This is a genomic window from Actinacidiphila polyblastidii, assembly GCF_036353415.1.
GTDB lineage: Bacteria > Actinomycetota > Actinomycetes > Streptomycetales > Streptomycetaceae > Actinacidiphila > Actinacidiphila polyblastidii.
The window spans coordinates 170,970-187,009 of sequence record NZ_JAZEWV010000013.1 but is presented as its reverse complement, the minus strand read 5'-3'; the positions used below and the strand labels follow the sequence as shown (position 1 = coordinate 187,009).

14 protein-coding genes are annotated in these 16,040 nt (G+C 74.0%); 10 read left to right on the top strand and 4 right to left on the bottom strand.

Translation table 11 applies throughout. The annotated features are described in order from the left end of the window. On the bottom strand, window positions 1–687 hold a 687-nt coding region (locus V2S66_RS18410; RefSeq protein WP_330796772.1), incomplete at its 3' end, for a Rieske 2Fe-2S domain-containing protein. A 222-nt stretch (window positions 688–909) separates the two neighbouring features. On the opposite strand from V2S66_RS18410, the gene V2S66_RS18405 reads away from it, so the two are divergent. Beyond that, window positions 910–1,194: a hypothetical protein gene (locus tag V2S66_RS18405; RefSeq protein WP_330796771.1), complete on the top strand. Its 285-nt coding sequence runs from the start codon at window positions 910–912 to the stop codon at window positions 1,192–1,194. Window positions 1,195–1,453: 259 nt separating this feature from the next. On the opposite strand, the gene V2S66_RS18400 is transcribed toward V2S66_RS18405, so the two are convergent. Next, the gene (locus V2S66_RS18400) at window positions 1,454–4,270 is read right to left on the bottom strand and encodes a SpoIIE family protein phosphatase (RefSeq protein ID WP_330796769.1); all 2,817 of its coding nucleotides are present in this window, start codon (window positions 4,268–4,270) and stop codon (window positions 1,454–1,456) included. A 350-nt stretch (window positions 4,271–4,620) separates the two neighbouring features. Further along, window positions 4,621–4,998, bottom strand: a complete 378-nt coding sequence (locus V2S66_RS18395; RefSeq protein WP_330796768.1) for a hypothetical protein — start codon at window positions 4,996–4,998, stop codon at window positions 4,621–4,623. 235 nt (window positions 4,999–5,233) lie between these two features. Between V2S66_RS18395 and V2S66_RS18390 the strand changes: the two genes are divergently transcribed. Beyond that, on the top strand, window positions 5,234–6,544 hold the full coding sequence (locus V2S66_RS18390) for an SH3 domain-containing protein (protein ID WP_330796766.1): 1,311 nt from the start codon (window positions 5,234–5,236) through the stop codon (window positions 6,542–6,544). A 101-nt stretch (window positions 6,545–6,645) separates the two neighbouring features. Here the strand turns inward: V2S66_RS18390 and V2S66_RS18385 are convergent, their stop codons facing one another. Beyond that, complete coding sequence (locus tag V2S66_RS18385; protein ID WP_330796765.1) at window positions 6,646–6,843, bottom strand: hypothetical protein; 198 nt, start codon at window positions 6,841–6,843, stop codon at window positions 6,646–6,648. Window positions 6,844–7,307: 464 nt separating this feature from the next. Here V2S66_RS18385 and V2S66_RS18380 point away from each other — a divergent pair, with 464 nt between their 5' ends. The 8 genes from V2S66_RS18380 (at window position 7,308) to V2S66_RS18345 (ending at window position 16,026) form a co-directional block, all read left to right on the top strand. Further along, the gene (locus V2S66_RS18380; RefSeq protein WP_330796763.1) at window positions 7,308–8,621 is read left to right on the top strand and encodes an ROK family protein; all 1,314 of its coding nucleotides are present in this window, start codon (window positions 7,308–7,310) and stop codon (window positions 8,619–8,621) included. Between the two features lie 596 nt (window positions 8,622–9,217). Further along, window positions 9,218–10,285 (top strand): ABC transporter substrate-binding protein, encoded by a 1,068-nt coding sequence (locus V2S66_RS18375; RefSeq protein ID WP_330796761.1) that lies wholly within the window; start codon window positions 9,218–9,220, stop codon window positions 10,283–10,285. 5 nt (window positions 10,286–10,290) lie between these two features. Further along, entirely contained in the window at window positions 10,291–11,298 is a 1,008-nt protein-coding gene (locus tag V2S66_RS18370; protein ID WP_330796759.1) for an ABC transporter permease, read from the top strand. Further along, window positions 11,274–12,035, top strand: coding sequence for an ABC transporter ATP-binding protein (locus tag V2S66_RS18365; RefSeq protein ID WP_330796757.1), 762 nt, complete (start codon window positions 11,274–11,276; stop codon window positions 12,033–12,035). The genes V2S66_RS18370 and V2S66_RS18365 overlap by 25 nt, the downstream gene beginning before the upstream one ends. Next, entirely contained in the window at window positions 12,032–13,387 is a 1,356-nt protein-coding gene (locus V2S66_RS18360; RefSeq protein WP_330796755.1) for an LLM class flavin-dependent oxidoreductase, read from the top strand. The genes V2S66_RS18365 and V2S66_RS18360 overlap by 4 nt, the downstream gene beginning before the upstream one ends. 161 nt (window positions 13,388–13,548) lie before the next feature. Beyond that, the gene (locus tag V2S66_RS18355) at window positions 13,549–14,439 is read left to right on the top strand and encodes a TauD/TfdA dioxygenase family protein (RefSeq protein WP_330796797.1); all 891 of its coding nucleotides are present in this window, start codon (window positions 13,549–13,551) and stop codon (window positions 14,437–14,439) included. 144 nt (window positions 14,440–14,583) lie between these two features. Further along, window positions 14,584–15,468 (top strand): aminoglycoside phosphotransferase, encoded by an 885-nt coding sequence (locus V2S66_RS18350; protein WP_330796753.1) that lies wholly within the window; start codon window positions 14,584–14,586, stop codon window positions 15,466–15,468. Window positions 15,469–15,531: 63 nt separating this feature from the next. After that, window positions 15,532–16,026: a DUF1990 family protein gene (locus tag V2S66_RS18345; protein WP_330796752.1), complete on the top strand. Its 495-nt coding sequence runs from the start codon at window positions 15,532–15,534 to the stop codon at window positions 16,024–16,026. The last annotated feature ends 14 nt before the right edge of the window (window positions 16,027–16,040 follow it).

Genomic DNA, 16,040 nt, shown 5'->3' with positions numbered 1-16,040 from the left:
CTCGCGCGACAGCAGGCCCGCTCCCCTGTCCTTCCTGCCGCCCCCGGAGGTGAAGCGGTAGCTCGCCTCGACGAAGCTCGGCCCGGTGCGGTGGCCCAGCAGTTCCGGCTGGATGCGCCCGAGGACGCCGCGGTGCAGGAACTGGTGGTTCATGTCGAGGAGGTTCTCGTGCATGAACGAGTAGTGGCAGCGCACCGTGCGCGAGAACCGCATCGTCCGGTGCGAACGGGCACGGAACTCCGGGAGGTCCGGCAGCGGCGTCGTGTCGGCCAGCTCCGGCCTGCCGGGGAAGACGAAGACCAGGCCGTACGCCTCCCGCACCGGATAGGCCCGCACCCCGCGCGGCGGGCGCTCGGTGCCCTTGGGAAGGTACGGGATCTGCGAGATCCGGCCGTCCCCCCGGTAGGCCCACGCGTGGTAGCAGCAGCGCAGCGTCTCACCCTCGACGACGCCCATGCTCAGCGGCACCTGGCGGTGCGCGCAGCGGTCCTCCAGCGCGCAGATCCGCCCCGACGCGGTGCGGTACAGGGCGATGCGCTCGCCGGCGAACGAGGCGGCCACCGCCGTGTTCCTGCGCACGCTGCCCGACGCCGCCACCGGGTACCAGAAGTCGGGGTGGGCGCCCACCGTGCGCAGGTCGTCGAGGCCGTTCCTGAGATCCGCGGGGGGAACGAGTGCGTCGGTCACGCGCATGTCTCCTCAAGGTTCGTCGAGGCGGGTGGAGGCTCGTCGGGCGCGGCGGGACCACGGGTCGGGTGTGGCGCCGCAACCAGCGTCACCGGCGGCGGACGCGCTGTCGCTTCCTGCGCGGCACTCGGGCGACGGTACGCCCGCGATCGCACGTGTGTTTGAGTCCCGGCGGCAGGGGCAAACGGAGCGTTGACGTCCGGATCTGTGGGGGTGGTACCTGTGCGAGACGACAGAAGAACCGGGCCCGTACCGGAAGCGGGCGAGCTTCCCATCGACGGGTACGACCACGCGACGGTGCGGAGCGTCGGCGACCGCGCCCGGTCGCTGACCAGCGTGGAACTGGAGGACCTGGTGCGGTACGAGGCCGCCCACCAGGGCCGTACCCAGGTCATCCGGCTGCTCGTGGAGCAGCTGCGCCGGCAGCGGGAGGAGACGGCCGAGGCCCGGTCGCGGCCCGGCGGCTACGGGCCGGCCCCGACCGCGTCCCGTCCCGGCGCGCACTGACGCCGCAGGCGGCGTACGGCGCCCACCGGGCCGTGTCGGTGCCTGCTCACAGGCCGCCGCCCGGCCCGGGAGTCGGTCCCGGCGTCACGGGCAGAGGTTCCCGCGGCGCCACCTCCCTCAGCAGGGCTGCGTCGCCCCGGTCCCGTCCCTGACGGGGTCGGGCGCCCGGTTCCCCGGCCGGCCGGGGCGAGGGCCCGCCGGCCGAGCCCCCCCGCCACCCGGCAGCACGGAATCCTCGGGCAATCCGCCAGGCGATCCGTCAGGCGAGCGGCACCTCGGCCCAGATGATCTTGCCGGTGGCGGTGTAGCGGGTGCCCCAGCGCTCCGCGAACTGCGCGACGAGGAACAGCCCCCGGCCGCCCTCGTCGGTGCTGGCCGCATACCGCAGGTGCGGGGCGGTGCTGGAGGTGTCGGAGACCTCGACGACCAGGCTGCGGTCGAGCAGCAGCCTGACCCGGATGGGACCGCTCGCGTGCCGGATGGCGTTGGTGATCAGCTCGCTGACCACCAGCTCGGTGGTGAACGCCACCTCCTCGTGCAGCCCCCACGTGCGCAGCTGCCCCGCGACCGCGGCGCGCACGTCGGCCACCGCGGCGGGGTCGGTGGGCAGGTCCCAGTTGGTGATCCGGTCCCGCGGCAGCACCCGGGTCCTGGCCACCAGCAGCGCGATGTCGTCGCGCTGCTCCGCGGGCAGCATCGCGTCGAGCACCGCCGTGCACGTCTCGTCCGGTGTCGGGCCGGCGCCCTCGAGCGCCGCGCGCAGGCCGTCGAGCCCGACGTCGATGTCCCTGGTCCGGTCCTCGATCAGCCCGTCGGTGTACAGCACGATCCGGCTGCCCTCCTCCACGTGCAGCTCGGTCGTCTCGAACGGCAGCGTGGACAGGCCGAGCGGCGGGCCGACCGCCAGGTCGGGATACTCCACGGTGCCGTCGGGACGCACCAGCGCGGGCGGCGGATGCCCGGCCCTGGCCACCGTGCAGATCTGCGAGACCGGGTCGTACGTCGCGTACAGGCAGGTGGCGCCGGTGATCGCGTCGTTCCCCTCGATCGCGGTGGACTCCTGGTCGATCCGGTTGACCACCTCGTCCAGGTGGCTGAGCAGCTCGTCCGGGGGCATGTCGAGCGAGGCGAAGTTGTGCACGGCCGTTCGCAGCCGGCCCATGGTGGCCGCCGCGTGCAGGCCGTGCCCGACGACGTCGCCCACCACCAGCGCGACCCGCGCGCCGGACAGCGGGATCACGTCGAACCAGTCGCCGCCCACCCCCGCCTGAGCGGGCAGGTACCGGAACGCCACCTCAAGCGCGTTCTGCTCGGGCGTGCCGCGCGGCAGCAGGCTGTGCTGCAGCGACACGGCCATGGCGTGCTCGCGGGTGTAGCGGCGCGCGTTGTCGATGCACAGCGCGGCGTGCGCGGCCAGCTCCTCGGCCAGCGAGCGGTCGTCCTCCTCGAAGGGGCGCGACTCGCCCGCCCGCCAGAAGTTGGCCACCCCCAGCGTCGCGCCGCGCGCCAGCAGCGGAACCGAGAGCAGCGAGTGCATGCCGGAGTCGATGATCCGCTCGGCGTGCTCGGGGCTGCGAGACCGCCAGTCGGAGAGCCCCCGCAGATCGTGGGTGAGCTGGGCCCGGCCGGAGGCCAGGCTGAGGGTGGGCGGGGACTCCGGGCCGAAGACGATGGTGCGGCCCACCGGGTACAGCGGCGCGGCGCTGCCGTGCTCCTCCTCGGCGTCGGCGTCGGCGTCGGTGCCGGTGTCGGCGCCGCGGGCGGCGACCCGGCGCAGCAGGGTGCCGGGAGCGGTCGACTCGTCGCCGGCGAGCACGCCCTCGCCCAGGTCGACCGTGGCGAAGTCGGCGAAGCGCGGCACCGTCACCTCGGTCAGCTCCTGCGCGGTCCTGGTGACGTCCAGGGTGGTGCCGATGGCCACGCTCGCGTCGTGCAGCAGCTTCAGCCGCCCCCTGGCCTCGTCCGCCTTGCCGGACATCGCCCGCAGCTCGGTGGAGTCGCGGAGCGTGGCGACGCTGCCGGGCGGTCCGCCGTTGCGGTCGGTGGACCGGATCGTCACCGCGAGCAGCCGGTCGCCGGCCTCGACGACCTCGTCGGTCACCGGTTTCCCGGCCGCGAGCAGCTGGGTGACGTGCTCGGGCAGGCCGAGCTCCTCGACCTCGCGCCCCTCCACGCCCTCGGGCAGCCCCAGCAGCCGTCTCGCCTCGTCGTTCGCCAGCCGGACCCTGCCGTCGTCGTCCCTGATCAGCACCCCTTCGTGGACGGCGTGCAGCACCGCGTCGTGGTGCTCGTACATCCGGGTCATCTCGGGGGCGCCCAGGCCGTGCGTCTGGCGGCGCAGCCGCCGGCTGACCAGGGCGGTGCCGGCCGTGGACAGCGCCAGGGCGCCGATCGCGCCGCCGAGCAGGAAGGGCAGCTGGCGGTCGGCGACGCCGTGCACCTTGCTGATCGTGATGCCGGCCGAGCACAGCCCGAGGACCTCGCCGTTCGCCGCGCGGACCGGCACCACGGCCTGCACCAGCCGGCCGATGGTGCCGTTCACCGTCTCGGTGACGGCGTGCCCGGCCAGCGGCTTGCTGATGTCGCCGACGAACTTCTTCCCGATCCGGTCCGGGTGAGGATGGGTGAAGCGGATCCCGTTGGTGTCGGTGACCACGATGAAGTCGACGCCCGACGCCTTGCGGGCGGCCTCCGCCCGCGGCTGCAGCAGGGCGGTCGGGTGGGCGGACTGCAGGTCCGCCACGATGCCGGGCGAGTTCGCGAAGGTCTGTGCGACCGCCAGCGACTGGTGGCGGGCGTCCTGCGTCGTGTCCTGCCGTGCCTGGGTGAACAGCTCCGCCACCGCGAACGTCACCAGCAGCAGCACGATGACCACCTGCAGCAGGAAGACCTGCCCGGCGAGACTGCGCGCGCTCAGCGCGTGCCACCGGCTCCGCTTTCCCGCCTGCCGCGGGCCTGGCCGCTCGCGGCGCCCGCCGCCGCCCGGGCGGGACCGACCCCCGGGCCGGCTGCTGGGAGGCCGCTCGCCGTCGCCCACCGGTGGCCGGGCCCACGACCGGCCCCAATGACGGGCCATGCCCCCATACTCCCTTGCCGGACCGGCGGAGGCGAACGCCCGCGCCGGTCCGGCGGTCACATTCGGCGCGGGCCGGCCGCGCCGGGTCAGGGGAGCGGGGGCGGAGCGGCCGGACGGGACGGGGTAGACGGGACGGGGTAGGGGTCGCCCGGCGATCGAGGTCGGCGGGGCGGGTCTGGTCGCTGCCGCGCATCGCCGGCACCCCGGAGGGACCGGTTCCGGTGCTCGCTCCGAAGAGGACCGCGACCACGCCGGCCGCCGCCGCCTCAGGGACGTGCGATCCCCAGGTGCCGGTGGAGCCGGCGAAGGCGACCTTGTGGTCGGCGTAAGGGAGTCGGCCGCGGGGCCGCTCAGGCGCCGAGCGGGCCGGCCGCCCGGGTCGCCGCCCGGGTCGCCTCGCGGCGGCGCAGTGTCCGCTCGGCCAGGATCGCGTTGGCGACGGCGGCGGCGGTGAGTGCGAGGATGTTCAGCGTGGCGCTGCTGACGGTGAGCCAGCCCGGGTCGCCGCCGTCCGCGAGGGTCCGCGCCGCCCAGAGGCCGCCGATGCCCTTGAGGGCGGCGTACCCGCCGTAGATGCAGACGGTCGCCGAGATGCCGAAGGGCAGCGTCAGGAGGATGGCGGCGACGTAGGGCGCGGGGGTGCCGCTCGCGGCGCCGAGTCCGGCCAGTGCGGCGATGAGGCCGACGTAGCAGCACTCCAGTAGGCGGCGTGCCCGGACTGCGTTCATGACGGCCCCCGTTGTATGGCGTCCCGTAACCGGTGGGACGAGTCTACGTCTCCGTCCCCGGCCGCCGCGGCCTCCTGAGCCGACAGGGCGAGAACCGGCCGGAGAGCGCATTCTTGCCATGTCTCAGTCAATTCCTTGTCCTTGCCCCGCGCCCCCCGTTAGCGTCCCCCGCGGCGCCCGGACCGGGACGCGCTGCCGGCGTCCTCCGGCAGCAGTCGAAGCAGCGAGGTGGCAGATGCACGCAGTACGTCGTCGCGGCGCGGTCGCGGCCGTCGCCCTCGGGGCGGCGCTCGCGTCGCTGGTGATGCCGGCCGCGGCCCAGGGGTCAACGGCGCCGCAGCACACCGGCGCTGCGGCGCAGGGGAGCTGGGCGGTCGACCTGGACGCGGCCACCGCCGACCGCGCCAACACGGCCTTCACCGCCGGTCGCCTGACGCTCCATGACCTCCACGCGCATCCGGCCGCGCAGCCCGCCGGCCGCTCGTACGGCGAGTACACCGCCCCGGTCACCGCACTCGGCGGCGGCGTGTCCGCGCTGACCGTGCGCACGACCGCGACACGCCCGGCCGGCTCCGCCGTGGACACCGACGTCCGCGGCCGGGACGCCTCCGGGGGCTGGACCCAGTGGACGACGGCCGCGCCCGGCGCGGTCGTCGCCTTCGCCGCTCCGGTGGCGGCCGTGCAGGTCCGGGTGGTGCTGAGCGCGCCCGCCGCGGCCCCCGCGCCCGCGGTCTCCGCGGTGCGGCTGGACGCCGCCGCGCCCTCCCCGGGCACCGGCCGGGCGGCCGCCGGCGCGCGGCCGCGGACCGCCGCGCCCGCCGCGACCGCCACCTACCGGGTCTACGCCACCCGCGAGGGCCTGGTCGGCGGCACCACGGCCAACGGCCATGTCATCGCCAACCGCGACCACTTCGTCGCCCTGCCCTCACGCCGCCTGCTCGACGCCAACGGCAGCCGCACCTACCAGGTCACCGTCTGCAACGGCAGCCGCTGCGAGACCGCGCCGATCTGGGACGTCGGCCCGTGGAACACCACCGACGACTACTGGAACCCCTCCGGCGTGCGCGAGAGCTGGGGCAATCTGCCGCAGGGCACGCCCGAGGCGCAGGCCGCCTACCAGAGCGGCTACAACGGCGGCCACGACCAGTTCGGCCGCGCCGTCGCCAACCCGGCCGGCATCGACCTCGCCGACGGCACCTTCTGGGACGGCCTGGGCATGACCGGCAACGGCTGGGTGACGGTCAGCTTCTCCGTCGCCGCGCCGCCGCCGACCACGAAGTACTGGGTCGACACCTACGCCAACGCGCCCGTCTACGCCTCGCCCACCAGCACCGCGCAGACCGGCACCCTGTACGGCGGCACCGACTACGTCTACTGCAAGGCGTGGGGCCGCATGATCGGCACCAGCACGTCGTACAACCACTGGTGGCTGCGCACCGACCCCGACACCGGCCCGGCGAAGCAGTACGTGTCCGCGTACTACCTCTCGCGCTGGGGCAACGACGAGGCGAAGGACAACAACGGGACGGTCATCCCGGACTGTTAGGCGGCGGACGGCGTCAGGCGGACGGCCGGCGCCCGGGAACGGGGCGCCGGCCGTCGGGGTTTCCGCGTGACTCGGTGGTGCGGGAGGTGGTGTCAGGGTCCTCAGGACCTGACGAGGGCCACCGTCAGCAGCACCAGGGCCACCAGCACCACCACGCCCAGGGCGGTGAGCATCCCGGCCTTGGAGCCCCGCGGGGTGTCGGTGGGCTGCTGCACCGGCTGGGGCATCTGTCCCCACTGGCTGGCGCCGGGCTGGTCGAAGTGCGGGACGGCGTCGGGCACGGCGTGTCGGTCGCTCATCGTACGGTCCTCCTCGTGCTGGGACAGACCGGTCGGTCCGCCGGCGTCGCGCGCCGGCGAGGCCGCCCTCGGCGCGGGTCTCCGCGTGAAGGTGACCATCTGTCAGTCGGATGGTGCCTCAGCGATCGGATTCCCCCGCTCGGTCCCGGCACGCCCCTGCGGGGGTGGCGCGGCAGCGTGGCGCCCACCCGGACCGCGGCGGGAATCGCCGCCCGTGTCCCCGCCGTCCGGGAGACCCGGTGTCTCAGCCAGCGGGACGGGAGGCGGGCGAGGCTGGGCTTCGGCGCGACGGCTTGCTAGCGTCGAGCCATGGCTGCCCAGGCTGAACGCATCCCCGCTCGTCGCGGTGTCGACGTGCGGCGCCTGGTCGTGGCCGGCTGTTGCCCGGGGTGAGGCGGGCCGAGCGCATCCGGACCGCCGACTGAGACGTCGCCGTGACGGACCGCTCCCGAGGAAGATCCCGGATGTCAGCCAGCGCAGTACCGAACGACGTGTCACACCCGCTGCCGAGCCCGGCCCTGAGTCCGCGCCCGGCATCGACGCAGGCGGCGGCCGGGACGACGGCGCGCACCGCACCCGCCGCCGGGCTTCGCGCCGCGGACGGGGAACGCCGCAGGACCAGTGCGAGTGCCGTGCTGCGGGCCGTCCTTGAGCACGGGCCGGTCGCCCGCAGCACGGTGGCCCGGATCACCGGACTGTCCCCGGCGTCGGTGACCGACTACTGCGCGCGGTTCGCCGCGCTGGGCCTGATCCGCGAGGCGCAGGGAACCTCCCGCCCCAGCGGCGCCGGGCGCCCGCACGTACCCGTCGAGGTGGACCGCACGCGCTTCGTGGTCGGGGGCGTGCACGTGGCCGTCCCGTACACCACGGTGGCCGTGCTGGACCTGTGCGGCCGCGTCATCGCGCAGCGCCGCCTCCCGCACGACGGCACCGAACCCGACCGGGTGCTCGCCACGGCGGCCGAGGCGCTCGGCGCACTGCGGGCCGCCCACGCGCCCGAGGCCGCGCCGCTCGGCGTCGGCGTGGCCACCGGCGGCTGGGTGGACCCCGGGTCGGGAACCGTCATCGAGCACGAACTGCTGGGCTGGCACGACGTGGCGGTCCGCGACCTGCTGGCCCGGCACACCACCCTCCCCGTCCACCTGGACAGCCACTCGCGCGCGCTGGCCAACGGCGAGCGGCTCTTCGGGCACGCCAGGTCCGGCCGCAGCGCCCTGCACCTGTTCGTCGGCAACGTGGTCGACTCCGCCTTCACCACCCATGACCAGGTGCACTACGGCCCCAGGTCGCAGGCCGGCGCCATCGCCCACCTGCCGGTGGCCGGAGGCACGAGGCGCTGCCGCTGCGGCCGCACCGGGTGCCTCCAGGCGGAGGCGTCCGAACTGACGCTGTGCCGGCGGGCGCTGGACGCGGGCGTCATCGACGCGCCCGACCCGATGCTGGTGCTGCGGGCCGCCGCCGACGGCCATCCGGTCGCGGTGCGGCTGCTCCTGGAGCGGGCCCGACTGGTCGGCCGCGCGGTCGGCCTGCTGCTGGACGTGCTGAACCCGGAGAGCGTGGTGGTGGTCGAACTCGGGGTGATCCACCGGGCGGACTGCCTTGCCGCGCTGCGGGAGGAGGTCACCGCGCACACATGGGCGAACTTCGACGCCGCCGAGGTGGTGGTGCCGACCAGCTTCCCCGACGCGGTGCTGGCGACCGCGGGCGGCTCGGTGGCGCTCGACGTCCTGTACCGGGACCCGCTCGGGGTGGCCGCGGCAGGGATGCGGCACCGATGAGCCGGACCATTAATTCAGAAGCTCCGAATATTGACGTGCACCTCCGGAGAACGAGAGTATCTTTCCCGTGAGCAGAACGCAGCGCATTCCCCTTGACGTCAGGACGCGGTATGGCCGCGCCCGGGACGCCGGGTGCGCATGGCGCCCCTCGCGCCGTATCGCGCTCACCCGGTGCCGGGTCGTGGACCTCATGCGTGTCGGGCGCACCCTCTGTTGCTGACGCGCTGACGCGTCGGCTGCCCCGGACCGCCGTCCACCGGTTCTGCCCTGTGTGAGCAGGGAGTTCACAGGCAACCCGGCCGGGGCCGCCCGTCCGCGGGAGCGGGTCCAGGACCCGCGGCCGACGGGCAGGAACCCGTCCGGCGGTGTCCCGGCCGGCATCCGCGCACGGCTCGCCCGCGCGCGCCGACCCCTCGCCCGGGAAGGGCGCCGCTCCCATCGCGAATTCGTTGTCCGACGGAATTCGCCTGCCCGCATTCCGTGGAATCCGCTGATTCCGTTATTCCGCCACCCCTGATCCTGTCCTTCCCTCGTGCCTGCGGCCCGACGCCTGTCCGAGGCCATTTGCCGCGCCCCAGAGAAACGGAGTTCTTCCGATGCCCCGCTCAGCCACACCGTCCCCCGGTCCGAACCGGCGGCTGTTCCTGCACACCCTGCTCGGCGCCACCGCGGCGGCGGGACTGAGCGCCTGCGCCGGGAAGGCCACCGCCGGCCCCACCTTCTCCTCGAACGCGCCGCTGCCCACCACGGTGCCGGCCGGCACGAGCCTGAAGGTCGCGTCGTACCAGGGCCAGCAGGAACTGCAGCTCAAACTGGCGGGGTTGGACAAGCTGCCGTTCGACGTGTCGAGCTGGGTGAACATCGGCGCCGGCCCCGACGTCATCAACGCCTTCCGCGCCCACTCCCTCGACCTGGCCAACAACGCCGGCATCCCGCCGATCCAGGCGCACTACCAGGGCTACGACGCCCGGATCGTCGCCATCAACCTCACCCGCAAGCCGACCTACGTCTTCGCCACCGCGCCGCACAGCGACCTCACCTCGGTCGCCGACTTCAAGGGCAAGCGGCTGGCGTTCTCCCAGGGCCAGGCCCAGGGCGTGGTGCTGCTGCGGGCGCTGAAGAAGGCGGGCCTGGCGTACTCCGACGTCAAGCTGGTGCCGCTGACCAGCAACCAGTTCCTGACAGCCCTGCAGGCCGGGCAGGTCGACATCGCCCCGCTCGGCATCTCGCAGGTGCCCGCCTACCTCGACAAGTACGGCGACAAGGGCGCGCACACCATCACCACCGAGGTGGTCGACCTGCTCAGCCTGCTGTGGGCGCCGGCCGGCGTCCTGGCCGACTCCGCCAAGGCCGCCGCGATCGCCGCGTTCATCCCGCGCTGGGCGCAGGGCCTGGTGTGGGCGTACGAGAACCCCGGCGCCTGGGACGAGCAGTTCTACGTGAAGACGCAGAACATCTCGCTGTCCCAGGCCCAGGCCATCACCCGGCTGAGCAACAAGCCGCTGTTCCCGCCGAGTTGGGCCGAGGCGATCTCCTGGGAGCAGGAGACCGCCGACCTGCTCGCCGAGGGCGGCTTCGTGAAGTCCTTCAAGGTCGAGTCCCTCTTCGACCGCCGCTTCGAGGGCCTGGCGGCCAAGGCCGTCGCCGCGACGTACCGGAGCTGATACCCGTGACCGATCTCCTTCCCGAGGGCGGCGTCCAGGTCCCTCCGCGGTCCGGGACGAAGCTCCCCGACCGCGATCATGCCGCCGGCTTCGACAGCGCGGCCCGCCATGACACCGCCGCCGGCCATGACCCCGCCAGCGACCTCGACACCGCCACCCGCACCGACGACGAGACCGCCACCGCCACCACCCGCGTCGGCGCCCGCGACCGTGCCCCCGACGGGGTCGTCCGGCGGGTCCGCCGGCTCGCGCCGGGCAAACGGCTGCCGGCCTCACGGCTGATCGGCCCGCTGCTCTTCCTGGCGCTGTGGGCGATCGCCTCCGCCACCGGGCAGCTCGACCCGAACTCGATCCCCGCGCCGTGGACGGTGGTGCGCACCGGTGTGCACCTGTGGAACGACGGCACTTTGCGCACCGACGTCCTCACCTCGCTGAAGCGCGCCGGAATCGGCTTCTCCATCGGCCTGGCCGGCGGTGTGGTGCTGGCGCTGACAGCCGGTCTCAGCCGCGTCGGCGAGGCGGTGATCGACGGCACCGTCCAGCTCAACCGGGCGATCCCCACCCTCGGCCTGATCCCGCTGTTCATCCTGTGGCTCGGCATCGGCGAGACCTTCAAGTTCGCGATCATCGCGATCGTCGTGTACGTCCCGATCTACCTCAACCTGTACTCGGCGCTCTCCGGCATCGACAACCGCTACGTCGAACTGGCCGAGGTCCTGGGCCTGAGCCGGATCCAGTTCATCCGCCAGGTCGTCATCCCCGGCGCGCTGCCCGGGTTCTTCGTCGGGCTCCGGCTCGGCGTGACCGGCTCCTGGCTGTCGCTGGTGGTGCTGGAGCAGATCAACGCCACCAGCGGCCTGGGCTACATGATGTTCCAGGCGCAGAACTACGGGCAGACCGACGTGATCATCGTCGGCCTGCTGATCTACGGCATCTTCGGCCTGGTCTCCGACACCGCGGTCCGGCTGATCGAGCGAAAGGTGCTGTCATGGCGACGCACACTGAGCAACTGACCCCGCCCGCCGTCCGGATCGGCGCCCTGACCCGCTCCTTCGGTCCGCGGACCGTGCTCGACGGAATCGACCTGGAGATCCCGCCCGGCCAGTTCGTGGCGCTGCTCGGGCACAGCGGCTCCGGCAAGAGCACCCTGCTGCGGGCCATCGCCGGCCTGGACCACGAGGTGACCGGCAGCGGCGAACTGCGCGCGCCGCAGCAGGTGTCGGTGGTCTTCCAGGACTCCCGGCTGCTGCCCTGGCGCCGGGTGCTGGACAACGTGGTGCTCGGCGCGCGCGGCAGGGACGCCCGCGAACGCGGCATCGCCGCGCTCGCCGAGGTCGGCCTGGCCGGCCGCTCCGACGCCTGGCCCTCGCAGCTCTCCGGCGGCGAGGCGCAGCGCGCCGCGCTGGCCAGGTCGCTGGTGTGGGAGCCCGAACTCCTCCTCGCCGACGAGCCGTTCGGCGCCCTGGACGCGCTGACCCGGATCAAGATGCACACCCTGCTGCGGGAACTGTGGGAACGGCACCGGCCCTCGGTGCTGCTCGTCACCCACGACGTCGACGAGGCGATCGTGCTCGCCGACCGCGTCCTGGTGCTCGAAGGCGGCCGCATCGGCCTCGACCTGGCCATCGAGGTGCCGCATCCGCGGTCCTACCGCGATCCCCTGCTCGCCGAGTACGGCGAGCGGCTGCTCGCCGCCCTCGGCGTCGACCACGCCCACCAGACCGCGGCATCGCAAGGAGCCACCTCGTGACCGGACGGCAGCTCCACCTCAACGCGTTCCTGATGAACACCGGCCACCACGAAGCCTCCTGGCGGTTGCCGGAGAGCGACCCGTACGCGAGCGTCGACGTCGCCCACTACCGGAACCTGGCCCAGGTCGCCGAACGCGGCACCTTCGACTCGCTGTTCCTCGCCGACGGGCCGGTGCTCTTCAACAGCGTCGGCCAGCGCCCCTCGGGAACGCTGGAGCCGCTCACCCTGCTGACCGCGCTCGCCGGGGCGACCGAGCACATCGGCCTGATCGCCACCGCGTCCACCTCCTACAACCTCCCCTACAACCTGGCCCGTACGTTCGCCTCGCTCGACCACATCAGCGGAGGCCGCGCCGGCTGGAACATCGTCACCACCGCCGGCGCCGAGGCGGCCCGCAACTTCGGCCTCGACGCGGAGCCCTCGCACGCCACCCGCTACCAGCGGGCCGCCGAATTCCTCGACGTGGCCTTCAAGTTGTGGGACAGCTGGGAGGACGACCTGATCGTCGGCGACAAGGCGGCCGGCGTCTGGGGCGACACCGCCAAGCTCCACCCGGCGGGACACCGCGGCCCGTACTTCCAGGTCGAGGGCGCCCTGAACGTCCCGCGCTCCCCGCAGGGCTACCCGCTGCTGGTCCAGGCGGGCTCGTCGGAGGACGGCAAGAGCTTCGCCGCGCGGTACGCGGAGGCGGTGTTCACCGCGCAGCAGACCCTCGGCGACGCGCAGGAGTTCTACGCCGACGTCAAGGCCCGCACCCGCCGGGCCGGCCGCGACCCGGAGGGCATCAAGATCCTGCCCGGGATCGTCCCGGTGATCGGGGACACCGAGGCCGAGGCCCGGCGCCGCGAGGCCGAACTCGAGGACCACATCGTGTACGAGCACGGGCTGTACCAGCTGGCGCACATCCTGCACGTGGAGCCGGGCGCACTCGATCTGGACGCGGGCCTGCCGGCGGATCTCCCGACGGAGGACGAGATCGAGGGGGCGAAGAGCCGCTACACCCTGGTCGTGGAGCTCGCCCGCCGCGAGAGCCTCACCGTGCGCGAGCTGATCGGACGGCTCGGCGGCGGCCGCGGACACCGCACCTTCACCGGCACGCCCGAGCAGGTCGCCGACGCGATAGAGGAATGGTTCCACGCGGGCGCGGCCGACGGGTTCAACATCATGCCGCCGGTGCTGCCCTCCGGGCTCGAACTCTTCGTGGACCACGTGGTGCCGATCCTGCGCTCCCGCGGGCTGCTGCGCACCGAGTACACCCCGGGACAGACCCTCCGCGAGCGGTACGGACTGCCGCGCCCGGACAACCAGTACGCCGCCGGCGCCCCCGCCTACGCGCTCGCCGCGCTGTGACACCGCCCACCGCCACCCACCCGACCGCCCTCCCTGCTCGCCGAACGGCCACGACACCGCACCCGCACCCGTAACCCGCAACCCGAAAGGCAGGACCGCAGATGACCGTCACCGCTGAAGCCGGCACCGCGCAGCCCTCCGAGGCCACCGCGCCCGCGACCGTGCCCGGCCTGGAGATCCGCAAGGTCACCGCCCGTATCGGCGCCCGGGTCTCGGGCGTCGACATCGGCGGCGACCTCGACCCGGCCACCGTCGCGGCGATCCGCGCCGCGCTCAACGAGCACAAGGCCCTGGTCTTCGACGACGTCGACCTCGACGACGAGGGCCAGCAGCGCTTCGCCCGGCACCTCGGCGAACTGACCACGGCGCACCCGACGGTGCCCGCGGTCGAAGGGGCGCCGAACATCCTGCCCGTCGACAGCGAGCGGGGCCGGGCCAACCACTGGCACACCGACGTGACCTTCGTCCTCAACCCGCCGCAGGCCAGCACCCTGCGCAGCATCGTCATCCCGCCCTACGGCGGCGAGACCCTGATCGCCAACTCCGCCGCCGCGTACCGGGACCTGCCCGAACCGCTGCGGAACCTCGCCGACACGCTGTGGGCCGAGCACACCAACGACTACGACTACGCGGTGCCCGAGGAGAGCATCGACGAGGAGAAGGCCGCCGCCCGCGCCCAGTTCACCTCCATCAAGTACCGCACCGTGCACCCGGTGGTGCGCGTCCACCCGCTCACCGGCGAGCGCGGTCTGTTCATCGGCGGCTTCGCCCAGCGGATCGTCGGCCTGTCGCTCGGCGAGTCGCGCAAGATCCTCGACCTCCTCCAGAGCTACGTCACCCGTCCGGAGAACGTCCTGCGGTGGCGCTGGAGCACCCGTCAGCTGGTGCTGTTCGACAACCGGATCACCCAGCACTACGCCATCGACAACTACGACGACCTGCCGCGCCGCCTCAACCGCGTCACCGTCGCCGGCGACGTGCCGGCCGGCGTGGACGGCCGGTCCAGCCACGCGATCGCCGGTGACGCCTCGCACTACACACCGCTGGTCTGACAGCCGCGGGTCCGCCGGGACCGCACGCGGCCAGGGCCGGGCCTCCCCCCGCTGAGGGGGGACGCCCGGCCTTCCGCCGTCCCCCCGCGGATCGGTTCCCGAAAACGGGATGCGCCCGGCGGACCGCCGGGGAAGGATCCCCGGGTGATCGACGAGCCGAGCACCCCCGTCCCGCCCGCCGCGGTCCTCGACGCCTTCGGCGTGCGGGGCGTCCCCGTCCCGCTGACCGGCGGTCAGGGGCGCAGCGTCCGCGTCGGCGCGTTCGTCCTCAAACCCGCAGAGGGTCCCGAGGACGAGAGCGAGTGGGGCACCGCGCTGATGGAGCGCCTCGCGTCGGGGCGCGACGGCGCGTCCGGGCCCGGCCCGGCGTCCTCCGGCGGTTTCCGGGTGCCGCGGCCGCTGCGCGCCGCCGACGGGCGCGGCGTCGTGGACGGCTGGACCGCCGCCGAGTTCCTGGACGGGCAACCCGGCCCGCACGGTCACTGGGACGGCGTGCTCCGCGCCGGGCGCGCCTTCCACGCCGCCCTGCGGGACCTGCCCCGGCCCGGCTTCCTCGCCCGACGCACCCACCCGTGGGCTGTTGCCGACCGCGCCGCCTGGGGCGAGCAGGACGTCGGCGTGGTCGAGGAGCTGTCCGGTGCGTACGCGGCACTGTGCGCGCTGCGGCGGCCGGTACGGCAGGACGGCGCGCAGCTCGTCCACGGCGACCTCACCGGCAACGTCCTGTTCGCCGCCGGCGCGGAGCCCGCCGTGATCGACTTCTCACCGTACTGGCGGCCCCCGGCCTTCGCCGAGGCCGTCGTGGTCGCCGACGGCCTGCTGTGGTTCGGCCTGCGCCCCGGCGAGCCGGCGGGGGCCGGCGCCGTCCCCGACTGGCAGCAGATGCTGGTCCGCGCGCTGATCTTCCGGCTCGTCGCGCACAGCGAGAGCGCGGGCCCGACCAGGCACGCCCAGCCGGGCGAACCGGAGCGCTACGCGCGGGCGATCGACGCGGTGCGGGCCATCGCGCCAGCCGCCGGCGCGGCCTGACGGCGACCGCGCCGAGCCACGTCACTGATCGCGGAGTCCGGTCCCGATGGGTAGCGTGCACCCATGCAGGACCTCACGTACTCCACCCCGGGCATGACGGCGGGGGACGAGCCGGCGCCGCTCGGATTCCGCGTCCTGCGGGTGCGGACCGCACTGGGCGCCGGCACCTTCGACCGCGCGGCCGAGGCGCTGTTCCGGTGGCGGATGCACCGCGGCACGCCGCTGCTGCGGCTCTCCGCCACCGCCGAGGAGGCCGCGCCCGGCGTACGGGTGTCGCTGCGGCTGGGGCCGGTCCGCGCACCGTGCGAGGTGGTGTGGGCGGTCAGGGAGAGCAACCGGGCCGGGTTCGGCTACGGGACCCTTCCGGGGCATCCGGAGTGCGGCGAGGAGGCGTTCATCCTGGAGCGCCGTCCGGATGGGTCGGTCGATTTCACGGTGCTCGCCGTCAGCCGGCCCTCGGCCTGGTACCTGAAGGCGGCGGGGCCCTGCGGGCGGGCGGCGCAGCGGGTGGTGGCCGGGCGCTACGGCGCGACGCTGCGGCGCCTGGCGCGGAGCTGACGGGCGCGGACCTG

Excerpts from the sequence above, each read along its gene's own strand:
- V2S66_RS18400 (WP_330796769.1), bottom strand. The coding sequence starts at position 4,270 with ATGGCCCGTCATTGGGGCCGGTCGTGGGCCCGGCCACCGGTGGGCGAC.
- V2S66_RS18395 (WP_330796768.1), bottom strand. The coding sequence starts at position 4,998 with ATGAACGCAGTCCGGGCACGCCGCCTACTGGAGTGCTGCTACGTCGGC.
- V2S66_RS18390 (WP_330796766.1), top strand. The coding sequence starts at position 5,234 with ATGCACGCAGTACGTCGTCGCGGCGCGGTCGCGGCCGTCGCCCTCGGG.
- V2S66_RS18385 (WP_330796765.1), bottom strand. The coding sequence starts at position 6,843 with ATGAGCGACCGACACGCCGTGCCCGACGCCGTCCCGCACTTCGACCAG.
- V2S66_RS18380 (WP_330796763.1), top strand. The coding sequence starts at position 7,308 with ATGTCAGCCAGCGCAGTACCGAACGACGTGTCACACCCGCTGCCGAGC.
- V2S66_RS18375 (WP_330796761.1), top strand. The coding sequence starts at position 9,218 with ATGCCCCGCTCAGCCACACCGTCCCCCGGTCCGAACCGGCGGCTGTTC.
- V2S66_RS18365 (WP_330796757.1), top strand. The coding sequence starts at position 11,274 with ATGGCGACGCACACTGAGCAACTGACCCCGCCCGCCGTCCGGATCGGC.
- V2S66_RS18345 (WP_330796752.1), top strand. The coding sequence starts at position 15,532 with ATGCAGGACCTCACGTACTCCACCCCGGGCATGACGGCGGGGGACGAG.